This is a genomic window from Sphingomonas sp. 3-13AW (genome assembly GCF_049311085.1).
GTDB lineage: Bacteria > Pseudomonadota > Alphaproteobacteria > Sphingomonadales > Sphingomonadaceae > Sphingomonas.
The window spans coordinates 45,539-59,508 of sequence record NZ_JASNVZ010000010.1; the positions used below are offsets into that span (position 1 = coordinate 45,539).

The window sequence follows — 13,970 nt, forward strand, 5'->3', positions numbered from 1 at the left end:
CCGGCGGACACCGTAACGATCGCCTGCCATGGGAGCGTATAACCGGCGTGACGTCTGACAGCATCGACACGCCGGATGAACTGCCAGGTGGGCGGCGCTGGTCACGCCTGCGGCGTGCGGCGTTGCTCGTGGCGCTCCTGCTGCTGCTGATTCTGGTGTCGCTGTGGCTCAGTCGCCGCCCGATCGCCGATAGCTATGTCCGGCGCGCGCTCGCCGACCGTGGCGTGCCCGCGCGGTATAAAATCGAGGATCTGAGTTTCGGCCGCCAGCGGCTGGTCGATGTGGTCATCGGGGATCCCAAGGATCCGGATCTGGTCGCCGACTGGGCAGAACTGCGCACCCGGATGACGGTTCGGGGGCCGGAGATTACGGACGTGCGAGTCGGCCAGGTCCGGCTGAGGGGGCGGCTGGTGGGCGGCAAGGTGTCGCTCGGCGCGCTCGACAAGCTCATGCCGGCGCCTTCGGGCAAGCCGTTCGCATTGCCCGCCCTCGATGCGCGGATCGTCGACGCACGGATGCGGCTGGAGACGCCGGGGGGCATCGTGGGGCTGAAGCTGAGCGGCAGCGGGCGGCTGGATGACGGGTTCTCGGGCAATCTGGCGGCGGTATCCGACCGGCTTGCGCTCGGCGATGCCTGCACCTTCGGGAAGATGAGCGCCGCCGTCGCGATCCGGATCGCGGATGCGCGGCCGAGCATCCGCGGGCCGCTTCGCGCAGCGACGCTGGCTTGTGGGGACGCCAAGCTGGCCGGGCTCGCCACCCACATCGACCTGACGCTGGGCGAGCGGCTCGATCGCTGGCAGGGGCGGGCGGAATTGGCGCTCGCCGACGCCGCTGGTGCAGGCGCGCGGGTGCGTGGGGTGACCGGGAAGGTCGATTTCACCGGCAGCGCCCGCGACACCCAGGGCAGTGTGCGGGTGAAGAGCGGGCCGTTTGCCGCAGCCGCCGTGGGCGGCGAAGCGCTCGCGATCGACGGACGCTATCGAATCGGTCGCGAGCAGGCGTTTCAGGGCGACGTCCAGGCCCGGGGTGCCGCGTTGCCGGCGGCGATGCTGCGGCAGGTCGCCGATACCGGCGCGGCGGGCGCAGGATCGCCCGTCGGACCGCTGATGGTAGCGATCGCCCGCGCGGGCATTGCGGCGGGACGGCGCTTCGACGCGGCCGCCCAAGTGGAGGTTGCCAACGGTCCCGAGGGCGGGCGGCTGGTCGTCCGGCGAGTGTCGGCAGATGCAGCGAGCGGCGCGTCGCTCGTGCTCGCCGGGCGGGAAGGCGTGGCCTACGCCTGGCCGGACGGGCGGGTGTCGCTCAACGGTACGCTCACGATCGGCGGCGGTGGCCTGCCCGAGGCGGCCGTGCAACTGGCGCAGGCGCAGCCCGGCGGCGCGGTGACCGGAACCGCGATCGTGCGGCCTTATCAGGCGGGCGGTGCGCGGCTCGCGCTGACGCCGGTTCGCTTTACCCACGCGAGCAACGGCAGCACGCGCTTCGACACCCAGGCGACGTTGAGCGGCCCCCTGGCGGACGGGCGCGTCGACGGGCTGGTCGTGCCGCTATCCGGCCGCTGGGACGGCGGCGCGGCGGTGACGGTGAATCCCGAATGCACCGCTGTCACATGGCAGCGGCTGGCCGTGTCTTCCTTGGTGCTCGACGCGAACCGGCTGAGGCTCTGTCCCACCGGTGGCGCGCTGGTCGCGGTCAACCGCGCTGGCGTAACCGGCGGCGGAAAGCTGGGGCCGACTCGGCTTTCCGGGCGGCTAGGAGCCACGCCCGTCACCCTTGCGATGCGCGGGGGCAGGATGGGTCTCGCCCAGCTCGATTTCGCGCTCGACGGGGTCGAGAGCCGGATGGGGTCGCCGGGCAGCGTGACGCGCATCGACGCGGGGCGGCTGGAGGGACGGGTTGGAAACGGCGACGTCGGCGGTCGCTTTGCGGAGGGCGCAGGGCAGATCGGCAACGTGCCGCTGCTGCTGTCGGGGGCGGCCGGAGACTGGCGCTTTGCCGGCGGCGTTCTGAAGCTGGCCGGTGGCCTGAAGGTGGACGATAGCCAGACAGGCGAGCAGCGCCGGTTCGAGACGTTGGCGAGCGACGATGTCGCGCTCACGCTCGCCGGCAACACCATCACCGCGACGGGCACGCTCAAGCATCCCGTCAAGCAGGTGGCGGTCGCCACGGTCTCCATCACCCACCAGCTCGGGACGGGGGCCGGTGCTGCCGACCTGAAGGTGCCGGGCGTTCCGTTTGGCGAGGACTTCCAGCCGGAGGAACTGACCCCGCTCACCTTCGGCGTCGTTGCCGAGGTGGAGGGAAGCGTGTCGGGCGAGGGGCGCATCGCGTGGAACGGGGAAGGCGTGACCAGCACCGGCACCTTCCGCACCGCCGGCATCGACCTGGCCGCCGCCTTTGGTCCTGCAACCGGCATTGCGGGGGAGATCCACTTCACCGACCTGCTCGGAATGGTGACGGCGCCCAACCAGCTGCTCACCATCAAGGAGGCGAACCCTGGCATCCCGTTTCGCGACGGCGAGCTGCGCTATCGGTTGATTGCGAACCAGCGCGTCCAGATCGAGGGGGGGCGTTGGCCGCTCGCCGGTGGCGAGATGGTGCTGGAGCCCACTGTCCTGGACTTCGCCCCGCAAAAGGAGCGGCGGCTGCCGTTCCGCGCCACCGGCGTCGATGCCGGCCTGTTCCTGCAGGAATTTGACTTCGAGAATATCAACGCAACCGGCACCTTCGACGGGGTGCTGCCGATGGTGTTTGACGAGCGCGGCGGTCGCCTTGAGGGCGGCAGGCTGGTTGCGCGCGAGGGCGGCGGCAACATCGCCTATGTGGGTGAGTTGACGAAGGAGGACATCGGCTTTTGGGGCAATCTGGCGTTCCAGGCGCTCAAGAGCCTGAACTATCGCAACCTGACGGTGGAGATGAACGGGCCGTTGGCCGGCGAGATGATCACCGCCATCCGCTTTTCCGGCGTCAGCCAGGGCGAGGGGACGTCGTCGAACTTCATCATCCGCCGCCTGGCGCGGCTGCCGTTCGTGTTCAACGTGCGGATCAAGGCGCCCTTCCGGCAGCTGATCGATTCCGTGCAGAGCTATTATGATCCAAGCCGGCTGATCGAACGCAACCTGCCCGCCCTGATGGACGCGCAGGAGAAGGACGCGGCGGCCCCGGACTCGCCGTCGTCGGCGAGCGGCGCAAACCCGCCCGTTCAGCCCCCGGAAAGCGACGACAAGCCATGAACCAGACGATGAGGCGTGCAGATGCATAGGTGGATTGCGGCGGCACTGGGTGTCGCGACGATGACGGCGACAGCCGGGTGCGTGAATGTGACCGCGCCGGACAAGCCGATCGAAATCAACCTGAACATCAACATCACGCAGGAAGTGGTGTACCGTCTGGATGGTGAGGCGAAGAGCCTGATCCAGCAGAACCCGGGGATTTTTTGATGCGTAACGGAATGAAGATGCTGTTCGTGGCGGCAGCCGCCCTTGCGGTGACCGGCGTCAGCGGATCCGCATGGGCGCAGCGTGACCCCGCCTATGAGGCAGCCCGCGCCGCCGGCCAGGTCGGCGAACAGCCCGACGGCTATCTCGGCATCGTCGGGGATGCGACGCCGGAACTGCGGGCGCTGGTCAACAACATCAACATCAAGCGCAAGGCGGCCTATACCCGCGGCGCCGCTGCCGGTGCGACCGTGGAGCAGTTCGCGTTCGTCTCCGGCTGCAACCTGATCGCCAAGACCCAGCCCGGCGAGAAGTACAAGGCGCCGGACGGCAGCTGGAAGACGCGCGGCGCCGGCGCACCCGAACGTGATCCCCGCTGCGTCTGATCGGGCCCGCGGTGGCCCTTCGGGGCCGCCGCCGCCGTCAGCCCGCGGTCGCAGGCTGCCAGAGTTCGATCGGATTCCCTTCTGGATCGTGAATGCGGGCAAAGCGACCGACCTCCGGCACATCCCATTCGGCCCTCGTCACGACGTCGATGCCGGCGTCGCGAAGTGTGGCGCAGAGTCGGTCGAGGTCGTCGACTCGCAGGTTGAGCATCCACTGCCGGTCTGACGCAAAATAGTCGGTATCCGCGGCAAAGGGCGCGAAGATGGTCGGCCCGGCCTGCGTGTTCCAGACGTCGAAGCTTGCCGATCCGACGCCCAGATGCTCGGCGTACCAGGCGCGTAGGGCGTCCGGATCCTGTGCGCGAAAAAAGAACCCGCCGATCCCGGTTACGCCCATTGCCGCCTCCGCCCTATTCCGTTGAAGCGGCACCGCATTACCATCGAAACGCTCCCCATGCACCGCCGTCCCAGGCCGCTCGCACCCCATTGTGGGCTGCCGGGAGTCGGCGTAGCGTCGCGTCCGCGCCGGAAAGGTGCCGACCGTCGACCGCGGTCGAACGGGGGAGGGGAAAATGGCACCGGCGCAGTTGAGCGTGATCTTCTTTCTGGGGCTGTTCATCATCGTCGCGGTCTCCCGCGCGGTCGGCTGGCTTGCCCAGCGGTATCTCGGCCAGCCCCAGGTGGTGGGCGAGATGATCGCCGGCGTGATCCTGGGGCCGTCGTTGTTCGGGCTGCTCGCGCCGGATCTCCAGGCCATGATCTTTCCCAAGGAAGCCCGCGGCGTCCTGTATGTCGGCGCGCAGCTGGGCGTGGGGCTCTACATGTTCCTGGTGGGGCTGGGCTTTCGCGCGGACCATTTTCGCAGCAACGCCCGCAGCGCGCTTGCCGTGTCCCTGTCGGGCATGGCCGCGCCCTTTCTGGTCGCGGTCCTGATCACGCCGTGGCTGCTCGGCGTGCGCGGGCTGTTCACGCCGAGCGTCACGACGGTGCAGGCGACGCTGTTCATGGGCGCGTGCATCGCGATCACCGCGTTCCCCATGCTGGCGCGCATCATCCACGAGCGGGGCCTTTCGGGAACGCCGCTGGGGACGCTGTCGTTGTCCGCGGGGGCGATCGACGACGCGGGAGCCTGGACGGTCCTGGCGGTGGTGCTTGCGACCTTTGGCGACGGCCCGATGGTCGCGGTTAAGGCGATCGGCGGCGCGATTCTATTCGGGGCGGTGGTGCTCGGCCTCGGCCCGCGTCTGCTGGCGCCTCTCGGGCGGCGGGCGGAGCGCCGCGGCGGTATCGCGCAGGGGGATCTGGCGATCGCGCTCATGCTGTTCCTGGCGGCGGCCTTTGCCATGGACGCGGTGGGGATGCACGCGGTGTTCGGCGGTTTCCTGCTCGGCGCGGTGATGCCGCGCGGCGCCTTTGCCGACGGGCTGCGGCGGCAGCTGGAGCCGATAACGGTCGTGCTGCTGCTGCCGATGTTCTTCGCTTTCTCGGGCCTCAACACCCAGCTGACGCTGGTGGATAATCTGGCGTTGTTGGGGGTCACGCTTGCGATCCTGGTCGCATCGGTCCTTGCCAAGGGCGGTGCATGCTGGGCGGCTGCCCGGCTGACGGGGCAGGACAATCCCACGGCCCTGGGCATCGGTGCGTTGATGAACGCCCGTGGGTTGATGGAGCTGATCATCATCAACATCGGCCTGCAGCGGGGGATCATCGGGCCGGCGCTGTTCTCGATCCTGGTGCTGATGGCGATCCTGACGACGCTGATGGCATCGCCGTTGTTCGAGCTGGTGTACGGCCGCCCCGCGCGCCGCAGCGGCGCGCGGGGCACGCTTGCCGAGAAAGAGGGCATCAGCGTGCGCGAGTCGATCGCGGCTCGCTGACGCGGCTACGATCGAGGGGCGGTCGTGTCCTCCGGCCGTGCGCGGGGCGCGAATTCGACGAGTGCGGTCATCGCCGTCCACACCGCGAGCGTGGGGATCAGTTTGGGCGGCAAAGCGGTGCCCGCCGGTCCGATCAGTCCCACCACCTGTGGCATGCAGGCGATGCCGACCGCAGTGTAGAGGAAATAGACAAGCCGCCGGTGGCTCGACGAGATGTAGAGGATGCTGACCACGATCGCGGAGCACAGGACCAGCACCAGTGTGAAGCCGGCGGTCTCCAGCGTCTCGGTGCCCGCCAGGACGAAGCCCAGCACCGCCCCGAAGAAGATGTTGATCCCGTTCAGATTGGCTCGATATTCCTCGTCGCTCATGCGAGCGCCCTCGAACAGGCGCCTGGCGAATCTGCGCACGGCTTGCTCCCCCCACAATCCCTTGGCGGAGCATTGCCTGAAGGCGCCGGCTTGGCAACGCCGCAAGCCGGGGGGCGCAGCCCTGTGGCCGCGATGCTGCGCACGCCCCGCCGGGCCGGCAACCAAGTGTCACAAAGGTTGACTTGAAACGCACCCCTTTCTAAACGGGCGCCGCCTTGGCGGGGTTGCTCGCCGTACATGCGTTCCTCCCCCGAACAATGCTTTAGGAGAGGATGGCGCATGGCGGAAATCGGCCCCGGGCAGGACCCTTATGGTTCCGAGGATTCGCGTCTCACGTCGCTGGAAGAGCGGCTGAAGAAGGCGAATCACGCGGAGGCCGTGCGGACGGGGCGTGCGAAGGCGGGGGTCGATCGGAATTATTCGCTCGGCAACCGCGTGCTCGCAACGCTCCTCGGGTCCCTTGTCGGTGGCGCGCTGATCGGGTGGTTGCTTGACCGCTGGTTCGGAACGTCGCCCTGGCTCCTGCTCACGCTGCTGGCCCTCGGGGTCGGCGCCGGGTTCAGGAACATCATCAAGATTGCTGGCGAGCGCCCGGAATAACCCGGGCGTTCGTCGTATTGGCGGTTGGAAGAAACGTGGCGCAAGGCGGATCCAAGATCGACCCGATGCATCAGTTCCTGATCGAACCTGTGTTCGGTCAGAACTGGAGCCTGTTCGGGTATAATATTGCCTTCACCAATTCCGCGCTGTGGATGGTCGCGACGCTTGTCGTCCTGTGGCTGTTCATGCTCGGCGGCATGAAGGGGCAGACCGTTCCTGGCCGCTGGCAGATGGCGGTGGAGAGCTTCACGGGCTTCATCGGGGACATGTTGACGGCGAACATCGGACCGGAAGGCAAGCGCTTCCTGCCCTATGTCTTCTCGCTGTTCATGTTCATCCTGATCGCGAACATCCTGGGCCTGCTGCCGTTCGGCCTGGTCCCGGGGGTCCACCCGTTCACGGTCACCAGCCATCTGACGGTCACCGGCGTGCTGGCGATCATCAGCTTCGCGCTGGTGCTGATCGTCGGCTTCTCGCGCCACGGGCTGCACTTCTTCTCGCTGTTCGTGCCGCACGGAACGCCCTGGTGGCTGCTGTGGCTGATCCCGGTGGTCGAGCTGTTCTCGTTCCTGGTGCGGCCGTTCAGCCTTGGTCTGCGACTGTTCGTGGCGATGACCGCGGGTCACATCCTGCTGAAGGTGCTGGCCGGGTTCGTGATCAACGGCCTCAACGCAGAGGCCGTGTGGGTCGCACCCGTGGTCGCCATCCCCAGCTTCATCCTGATGATCGGCATCACCCTGCTCGAACTGCTGGTGTGCGCCATCCAGGCTTACGTCTTCGCGCTGTTGACGTCGCTCTATCTGAACGACGCCGTCAACCTGCACTGATCCCTTTCAAACAACAGAATCCCAACAGGAGTTTTATCATGGACGCAGAAGCCGCAAAGATGCTCGGTGCCGGTCTGGCCGCAATCGGTGCGGGCCTTGCCGCACTCGGCGTGGGCAACGTCTTCGCCAAGTTCCTCGAAGGCGCGCTGCGCAACCCGGGTGCCGCTGACGGCCAGCAGGGCCGCCTGTTCATCGGCTTCGCCGCCGCTGAGCTTCTGGGCCTGCTCGCATTCGTCGTCGCGGTGCTGCTGATCTTCGTCGCGTAACTCCTTTTGTGGCCGGCCATCGCCCTTCCGGGTGATCGGCCGGTGACGGAAGCACAGGCGAACGAACGGGAACCACCATGCCGCAAATCGAACAGATCGATGCGACCTATGCCTCGCAGATCTTCTGGCTGCTGATCGTGTTCGGCCTGATCTACTTCGGGATCGGGCGGGGCATGGTGCCGAGGATCCAGGGCACGGTCGAGAAGCGCGATGCGCAGATCGCCGACGACCTCGCGGCCGCTTCGCGCGCCGGTGAGGAAGCCGACGCGACCGAAGAGGCATGGCGCACCCGCATGGCGGAAGCGCGCCAGGCAGCACTTGCCGAGACCAACGCTGCCAAGGCGAAGGCGACTGCCGACGCTGCCGAGCGCGCAAAGGCGGCGAACGCTGCCATGCACGCCCGGCTCGACGCCGCCGAGATCGAGGTCAACCAGGCCCGTGCGAGCGCGCTCGCCAACCTGGAAGACGTCGCGGTCGAGGCAGCACAGGGCATTGTCGCCAAGCTGGCTGGCATCGAGGTCAGCCGCGAGGCTGCCGCCGACGCCGTCCGCAAGGCGGTGACGCATGGCTAATGTGAACGGATCGAGCATCGTGGCCGAACGACTGGACCATGCAGCGGCGCTGGAGCCGCTGGAGAAGCAGCCGATCCGCGGCGCGGACGGGCTTCCGTCCGAGCCGCTGCACAGCACCGGCGTCGCGGACGACCATCATGCGCCGAGCCCGACGGCGTGGGGCCTGGACTCCACCGGCTGGGTTGCGATTGCAGCGCTGCTGACGATCCTGCTGCTGGTGTGGCGCCGTGCGCACAAGGGCATCGCCAGCATGCTGGACACCCGGATCGCGACGATCCGCACCCAGCTTGACGAAGCCAAGCGCCTGCGCGCCGAGGCCGAAGCGCTGAAGGCGGAATATGCGCTGAAGGCCCAGCAGGCCGATGCCGAGGCGGCCGCCATGCGCGAGCATGCCCATGCCGAGGCTGCGGCAATCGTTGCCAAGGCCGAGGCGGACGCCGAGGAACTGACGAAGCGTCGTGCAAAGATGGCCGAGGACCGCATCGCCGCGGCCGAGCGCCAGGCGATTGCCGAAGTTCGTGCCAAGGCAGCCGATGCCGCCGCGAAGGCAGCAGCGACGCTGATCGCCGACCAGCTCGGCGCCGATGGCGACCGCGCGCTGATCGACCGCACCATCGCGGGGCTCGGCCGCCCGCACTGATCCCAAAGACATGGGAGGGACCCCGGTCCCTCCCACAGCCTGTCAGGGGCGCCGCTTCTCGGGTTTCCGGCGGCGCCCTTTTCCGTTTTCCAGAGCCCAGGAGTGATTTTTCATGGCCTGGATCATCCTTGGCATCGCCGTCGTCACCGAGATCTGCTGGGCGCTCAGCCTGAAGTGGGCAGGGACCCAGGCGACCCTCGCGGCATCGTCGGTGCCGATCGTCCTCTCCTTCGTGAACATGGGCCTGCTGGCACTCGCCATGCGCGGCATCCCGGCGGGCACGGCCTATGCCGTGTGGACCGGGCTTGGCGCCGTCGGCGTCATCATCGGCGGTTCGGTGCTGTTCGGCGACCGCATCGGCCCGGCGCAGGCATTCTTCATGGCGCTGATCGTCGTCGGCGTGGTCGGCACCAAGTTGTTCGCGCGCGTTTGATCTTTCGGGGCTGAGGCAATGCCGATCCCCGGAACGCATCGGCTGGCGGGAGCGCGCTCGAGTCCCTAGATCGACTGACAATGTCCGACCCGAACTCCCCCACGCGATTCAACGAGGAAAAGGCCGCCTACACCGTACGGGGTGGCGCCGACACGCCGGACCTCGAGGCGGGGGTCGCGGCGATCCGCAATGTGCTGCAGACCCTGCCGGTCCGTCCGGGCGTCTATCGCATGCAGGACGCACGCGGAGACGTCCTCTATGTCGGCAAGGCGCGCGCGCTCAAGAACCGCGTGGCGAACTATACGCAGGTGTCGCGCCTGTCGAAGCGGCTCCAGCGCATGGTGTCGCAGACGCGGTCGATGACCATCGTCACGACCAACAACGAGGCCGAGGCGCTGCTGCTCGAGGCGCAGCTGATCAAGCGCTATCGGCCGCCGTACAACGTGCTGCTGCGCGACGACAAAAGCTTTCCGTTCATCCTGCTGCGTGCCGATCACGACTTCCCGCGCATCCAGAAGCACCGGGGCGCCAGGCGTGCGAAGGGCAATTATTACGGCCCCTTCGCGAGCGCCGGGTCGGTGACCCAGACGCTGAACGCGCTGCAGAAGCTGTTCCTCCTGCGCAGCTGCACCGACAGCTTCTTCAAGACCCGCGACCGTCCGTGCCTGCTCTATCAAATCAAGCGCTGCTCGGCGCCGTGCGTCGGACGCATCGACGAGGCGGGCTATGCCGAGCTGGTGGCCGACGCGAAGGACTTTCTGGGCGGCAAGTCGACCAAGGTGCAGGCGAAGCTCGGCGAGCAGATGACCGCTGCGGCCGAGGCGATGGATTTCGAGCTGGCGGCGGTGCTGCGCGACCGGCTGAAAGCGCTGACGTTCATCCAGGGCAGCCAGGCGATCAACGCCGACGGGGTAGGCGACGCGGACGTGTTCGCGCTGGCGTGCCGTGAGGGTACGACCGGCATCCAGGCCTTCTTCATTCGCGGCGGACAGAATTGGGGCCACCGCAGCTTCTTCCCGAAACACACCAGCGACGTGCCCGAGGATGAGGTGCTCGCGAGCTTCCTGATGCAGTTTTATGAGGAGGTGCCGCCGCCCAAGAACGTGTTCGTCGACCGCGAACTGGAGGAGGCCGAGCTGCTGAGCGAGGCCCTGGCCGAGCGCGCGGGGCACAAGGTGGCAGTGTCGGTGCCGCAGCGCGGCCCGCGCCGGCGGCTGCTGGAGCAGGCGCAGCGCAACGCGGTCGAGGCCATCGAGCGGCGCAACGCCGAATCGACGACTCAGGCCAAGCTGCTGCGCGAGGTCGCCGACCTGTTCGAACTGCCCGAGCCGCCGGACCGGATCGAGGTCTACGACAACAGCCACATCCAGGGCACCAATGCGCTGGGTGCGATGGTGGTCGCCGGGCCCGAAGGCTTCCGCAAGGGCCAGTATCGCAAGTTCAACATCCGCAACAAGGATACGGTCCCGGGCGACGACTTCGCGATGATGCGCGAGGTGTTCCAGCGCCGCTTCGCCCGCGCGCAGGCGGAGGACCCGGATCGCGATTCGGGCGAGTGGCCCGACCTGGTGCTGATCGACGGCGGACGCGGGCAGCTCAACGCGGCGCGCGAAGTGCTAGAGGACCTGGGGATAGAGGACGTGTGCCTGGTGGGCGTCGCCAAGGGGCCGAACCACGGCCGCGAAGGGCGCGAAGTATTTCACCTGATGGACGGGCGGGAGTTCACCTTGCCGGTCAATGCGCCGGTGCTGTTCTACCTCCAGCGGCTCCGCGATGAGGTCCACCGCTTCGCGATCGGGGCGCATCGGCAGAAGCGGTCCAAGGCGATGGTGGTCAGCCCGCTCGACGAAGTCCCCGGCATCGGGCCGGCCCGCAAGAAGGCGCTGCTGATGCACTTCGGCACCGCCAAGGCCGTTCGCGGCGCGAGCCTGGAAGACCTGCGAAAGGCGCCCGGCGTTTCAGCGGCAGTGGCGCAGCAGGTTCACGACTTCTTCCACGCGCGCTGAGGCGCGGGCCGCAGGAAGACCGCGCGGGATTGGGCAGGCCGATCAGAAATGGGCGGTGTAGCCGCCGTCCACCGCGAGCACCTGTCCGGTGATGTAGGAAGCATCGGGCGAGGTAAGGAAGAGCACCGCGCCTACGATCTCCTCGGGCCGGCCCCATCGCCCGAGCGAGGTGCGGGTGGCGAGGTGCGCGGCGATTTCCGGATCGGCGACCATCGCGGCATTGGCTTCGGTCGCGAAGAAGCCGGGGGCCACGGCATTGGCGGTGATGCCCAGCGGTCCGAGTTCGGCTGCAAGCGCGCGCGTGAGTGCCTCAAGTCCGCCCTTGGACGCCGTATAGGCAGCGTCGCCGCTGCGCGCGATCGGGCCGGCGATCGAGGTTATGTTGAGGATTCGGCCTCCCGTCGGCATCCGTGGCGCGAGGCGGCGGGCCAAGTCGAACGGCGCAATCAGGTTGATTTCCAGCATGCGGCGGACGGCAGCACGATCCAGCTGGCCCAAGGGGCGGCGATCGCGGTGGCCGGCATTGTTGATGAGGATGTCGATCGTCGGCAACGCCGCGAGGCGCTCCTCCAGGCCCGCTTCGTCTTCCAGGTCCAGGATCAGGGGTTCGGCGGAGCCACCTTCGGCCGCGATCGTGGCGGCAAGTTCTTCGAGCGCGCGGATACGGCGCCCCTGGAGGATGACGTGCACGCCGGCGCCGGCAAGCCCGCGTGCGATCGGCTGCCCCAGCCCGCCGGCTGCACCCGTTACCAACGCCGTTCGGCGTGCGCTCCTGTCACCCTGGTCCATGAGGGGTGCCATAGCGCGGCCGGAGCGATTGCCGAAGCCGGCGCGCATCCGAAGATACGCGCCGGCTAAAGGATCAGACCAGCTCGCCGAGCGCGGAGGCTTCGAAGCCCTTCACCTTGGCGGACTCGCCGTCGCGGATGCGGGCGACCCAGTCGGGGTTGCTGATCAGCGCCCGACCCACCGCGATCAGGTCGAACTCGTCGCGCTCCATGCGCTCGATCAGGTGATCGATGCCAACCGTGGTCGAGCTTTCGCCGCCGAACGCCGCCAGGAACTCGCCGGAGAGACCGACCGAGCCCACGCTGATGGTCGCGGCGCCGGTCAGCTTCTTGGCCCAGCCCGCGAAGTTCAGGCCCTTCTCGCCATCCAGTTCGGGGAACTCCGGCTCCCAGAAGCGGCGCTGCGAGCAGTGGAGCACATCAACGCCGGCGTCGACGAGCGGCTGCAGCCAGTCGGCCATCAACTCGGGCGTTTCGGCCAGGCGCGCGGCATAGTCCTGCTGCTTCCACTGGCTGAGGCGCAGGATGACCGGGAAGTCGGGACCGACGGCCTCGCGGACCGCCTTCACGACTTCACCGGCAAAGCGCGAACGTTCACGGATGGTGGCGCCGTTCCACAGGTCCGTGCGCTCGTTGGTGCCGCTCCAGAAGAACTGGTCGATCAGATAGCCGTGCGCGCCGTGGAGCTCGACCGTGTCGAAGCCGAGCCGCTTTGCGTCCGCGGCCGCGCGCGCGAACGCGGCGATGGTGTCGGCGATCGCTTCCTCGCTCATCGCTTCGCCGCGCGGCTTGCCGGGGGCGAGCAGCCCCGAGGGACTCTCGACCGGGGCGTCGGGCTCCCAGCCGTCCGAACCCATGGTGGAGCCGGTGTGCCAGATCTGCGGGCCCATCTTGCCGCCCGCGGCGCGGACGCTGTCGATCACCTGCTGCCAGCCGGCGAGTGCCTGCTCGCCGTGGAACAGCGGAATGCCCGCCATGTTGCGAGAGGCGGGGCGGTCGATCACGGTGCCTTCCGACAGGATCAGCCCCACGCCCCCTTCCGCACGGCGCCGGTAATAGGCGGCCTGCGGTTCGCCCGGGATGCCGCCCGGTGCAAAGCCGCGCGTCATCGGCGCCATCACGATACGGTTCGGGAGCTCCAGCGACTTAATGCGGAACGGGCGGAAAAGGACATCGGCGGACGAGGACATTCGGGGGTGCTCCGTTGGCGAACTGGAGCTATTCAGGTATACACGGTAAACCTGAGGTCAATAAGGTACCTGAAGGTATTCAGGTATAGCCGAGGAAACTCACCGATGCCCGAGTGCGACCATTTCGACGCAAATTGTCCAAGCCGGCTGCTGTTCGATCAGATCGCCGACAAATGGTCGATGATGGTGCTGACAGTGCTCGATGCCGGGCCGCTGCGCTTCAACGCGATCAAGCGCCAGCTACAAGGGGTGACGCAGAAGGCGCTTACCCAGTGCCTGCGGCGGCTGGAGCGCAATGGCCTCCTGTTCCGCCGGGTGATCCCGGTTTCGCCCGTTGCCGTGGAGTATGAGATCACGCCCCTGGGCCGCACGCTGCTCCCGCCCTTCCGGGCGCTCTATGCCTGGACGCTGGCCAGCCTGCCGGAGGTCGAGCAGGCACGCGCCGCATTCGATGCGCAGCGGAGCGCCTGATCCCCGCGCAACCCACTGGACGCGCTGCACCAATCCTGCACGAAATGGAGATTTGCGCTTCCCGGAAACCCGCCTAGGCTGGGTCCGGGGAAGAGGGGGAATT

General features: G+C 67.8%; 16 protein-coding genes. 12 read left to right on the plus strand and 4 right to left on the minus strand.

Features of this window, described 5'->3' with window-relative positions; genetic code table 11:
• Positions 1–47 precede the first annotated feature (47 nt).
• From QP045_RS12135 to QP045_RS12145, 3 genes are read left to right on the plus strand one after another with little or no spacing between them, the layout of a single operon-like run.
• Positions 48–3,236 (plus strand): intermembrane phospholipid transport protein YdbH family protein, encoded by a 3,189-nt coding sequence (locus tag QP045_RS12135; protein ID WP_422515248.1) that lies wholly within the window; start codon positions 48–50, stop codon positions 3,234–3,236.
• Positions 3,237–3,257: 21 nt separating this feature from the next.
• Positions 3,258–3,443 carry a YnbE family lipoprotein gene (locus QP045_RS12140; protein ID WP_422515249.1) on the plus strand — a complete coding sequence of 62 codons (186 nt, stop codon included), beginning with the start codon at positions 3,258–3,260 and terminating at the stop codon, positions 3,441–3,443.
• Between the two features lie 11 nt (positions 3,444–3,454).
• On the plus strand, positions 3,455–3,826 hold the full coding sequence (locus QP045_RS12145; RefSeq protein ID WP_422515344.1) for a YdbL family protein: 372 nt from the start codon (positions 3,455–3,457) through the stop codon (positions 3,824–3,826).
• Positions 3,827–3,863: 37 nt separating this feature from the next.
• On the opposite strand, the gene QP045_RS12150 is transcribed toward QP045_RS12145, so the two are convergent.
• The gene (locus QP045_RS12150; protein WP_422515250.1) at positions 3,864–4,223 is read right to left on the minus strand and encodes a VOC family protein; all 360 of its coding nucleotides are present in this window, start codon (positions 4,221–4,223) and stop codon (positions 3,864–3,866) included.
• Positions 4,224–4,398: 175 nt separating this feature from the next.
• On the opposite strand from QP045_RS12150, the gene QP045_RS12155 reads away from it, so the two are divergent.
• Positions 4,399–5,703, plus strand: coding sequence for a cation:proton antiporter (locus QP045_RS12155; protein ID WP_422515251.1), 1,305 nt, complete (start codon positions 4,399–4,401; stop codon positions 5,701–5,703).
• Between the two features lie 5 nt (positions 5,704–5,708).
• On the opposite strand, the gene QP045_RS12160 is transcribed toward QP045_RS12155, so the two are convergent.
• Entirely contained in the window at positions 5,709–6,113 is a 405-nt protein-coding gene (locus QP045_RS12160) for a hypothetical protein (protein WP_422515252.1), read from the minus strand.
• A gap of 240 nt (positions 6,114–6,353) precedes the next feature.
• Between QP045_RS12160 and QP045_RS12165 the strand changes: the two genes are divergently transcribed.
• From QP045_RS12165 to uvrC, 7 genes are all read left to right on the plus strand, one after another.
• A complete protein-coding gene (locus tag QP045_RS12165) occupies positions 6,354–6,674 on the plus strand; it encodes an AtpZ/AtpI family protein (RefSeq protein WP_422515253.1) in 321 nt (106 codons plus the stop codon).
• A 35-nt stretch (positions 6,675–6,709) separates the two neighbouring features.
• A complete protein-coding gene (locus QP045_RS12170; protein ID WP_422515254.1) occupies positions 6,710–7,501 on the plus strand; it encodes a F0F1 ATP synthase subunit A in 792 nt (263 codons plus the stop codon).
• Between the two features lie 38 nt (positions 7,502–7,539).
• Positions 7,540–7,767: a F0F1 ATP synthase subunit C gene (locus QP045_RS12175; RefSeq protein ID WP_422515255.1), complete on the plus strand. Its 228-nt coding sequence runs from the start codon at positions 7,540–7,542 to the stop codon at positions 7,765–7,767.
• A gap of 77 nt (positions 7,768–7,844) precedes the next feature.
• Entirely contained in the window at positions 7,845–8,339 is a 495-nt protein-coding gene (locus QP045_RS12180; protein WP_422515256.1) for an ATPase, read from the plus strand.
• Positions 8,332–8,979 (plus strand): hypothetical protein, encoded by a 648-nt coding sequence (locus QP045_RS12185; protein WP_422515257.1) that lies wholly within the window; start codon positions 8,332–8,334, stop codon positions 8,977–8,979. Before QP045_RS12180 ends, QP045_RS12185 begins: the two co-directional genes overlap by 8 nt.
• Before the next feature lie 112 nt (positions 8,980–9,091).
• Positions 9,092–9,412 carry a DMT family transporter gene (locus tag QP045_RS12190; RefSeq protein WP_422515258.1) on the plus strand — a complete coding sequence of 107 codons (321 nt, stop codon included), beginning with the start codon at positions 9,092–9,094 and terminating at the stop codon, positions 9,410–9,412.
• Positions 9,413–9,492: 80 nt separating this feature from the next.
• Entirely contained in the window at positions 9,493–11,418 is a 1,926-nt protein-coding gene (gene uvrC / locus QP045_RS12195; protein ID WP_422515259.1) for an excinuclease ABC subunit UvrC, read from the plus strand.
• Between the two features lie 42 nt (positions 11,419–11,460).
• On the opposite strand, the gene QP045_RS12200 is transcribed toward uvrC, so the two are convergent.
• Both QP045_RS12200 and QP045_RS12205 read right to left on the minus strand, forming a co-directional pair.
• Positions 11,461–12,219: an SDR family oxidoreductase gene (locus QP045_RS12200; RefSeq protein ID WP_422515260.1), complete on the minus strand. Its 759-nt coding sequence runs from the start codon at positions 12,217–12,219 to the stop codon at positions 11,461–11,463.
• A gap of 61 nt (positions 12,220–12,280) precedes the next feature.
• A complete protein-coding gene (locus QP045_RS12205; protein ID WP_422515261.1) occupies positions 12,281–13,396 on the minus strand; it encodes an NADH:flavin oxidoreductase in 1,116 nt (371 codons plus the stop codon).
• Positions 13,397–13,501: 105 nt separating this feature from the next.
• Here QP045_RS12205 and QP045_RS12210 point away from each other — a divergent pair, with 105 nt between their 5' ends.
• Positions 13,502–13,867, plus strand: a complete 366-nt coding sequence (locus tag QP045_RS12210; RefSeq protein WP_422515262.1) for a winged helix-turn-helix transcriptional regulator — start codon at positions 13,502–13,504, stop codon at positions 13,865–13,867.
• The last annotated feature ends 103 nt before the right edge of the window (positions 13,868–13,970 follow it).

What these genes read in the sequence shown, in the direction of transcription:
- QP045_RS12150 (WP_422515250.1), bottom strand. Translation starts at nt 4,223, where the DNA reads ATGGGCGTAACCGGGATCGGCGGGTTCTTTTTTCGCGCACAGGATCCG.
- QP045_RS12210 (WP_422515262.1), top strand. Translation starts at nt 13,502, where the DNA reads ATGCCCGAGTGCGACCATTTCGACGCAAATTGTCCAAGCCGGCTGCTG.
- QP045_RS12175 (WP_422515255.1), top strand. Translation starts at nt 7,540, where the DNA reads ATGGACGCAGAAGCCGCAAAGATGCTCGGTGCCGGTCTGGCCGCAATC.
- QP045_RS12180 (WP_422515256.1), top strand. Translation starts at nt 7,845, where the DNA reads ATGCCGCAAATCGAACAGATCGATGCGACCTATGCCTCGCAGATCTTC.
- QP045_RS12185 (WP_422515257.1), top strand. Translation starts at nt 8,332, where the DNA reads ATGGCTAATGTGAACGGATCGAGCATCGTGGCCGAACGACTGGACCAT.
- QP045_RS12205 (WP_422515261.1), bottom strand. Translation starts at nt 13,396, where the DNA reads ATGTCCTCGTCCGCCGATGTCCTTTTCCGCCCGTTCCGCATTAAGTCG.
- uvrC (WP_422515259.1), top strand. Translation starts at nt 9,493, where the DNA reads ATGTCCGACCCGAACTCCCCCACGCGATTCAACGAGGAAAAGGCCGCC.
- QP045_RS12190 (WP_422515258.1), top strand. Translation starts at nt 9,092, where the DNA reads ATGGCCTGGATCATCCTTGGCATCGCCGTCGTCACCGAGATCTGCTGG.
- QP045_RS12140 (WP_422515249.1), top strand. Translation starts at nt 3,258, where the DNA reads ATGCATAGGTGGATTGCGGCGGCACTGGGTGTCGCGACGATGACGGCG.
- QP045_RS12165 (WP_422515253.1), top strand. Translation starts at nt 6,354, where the DNA reads ATGGCGGAAATCGGCCCCGGGCAGGACCCTTATGGTTCCGAGGATTCG.
- QP045_RS12200 (WP_422515260.1), bottom strand. Translation starts at nt 12,219, where the DNA reads ATGGCACCCCTCATGGACCAGGGTGACAGGAGCGCACGCCGAACGGCG.
- QP045_RS12145 (WP_422515344.1), top strand. Translation starts at nt 3,455, where the DNA reads ATGAAGATGCTGTTCGTGGCGGCAGCCGCCCTTGCGGTGACCGGCGTC.
- QP045_RS12155 (WP_422515251.1), top strand. Translation starts at nt 4,399, where the DNA reads ATGGCACCGGCGCAGTTGAGCGTGATCTTCTTTCTGGGGCTGTTCATC.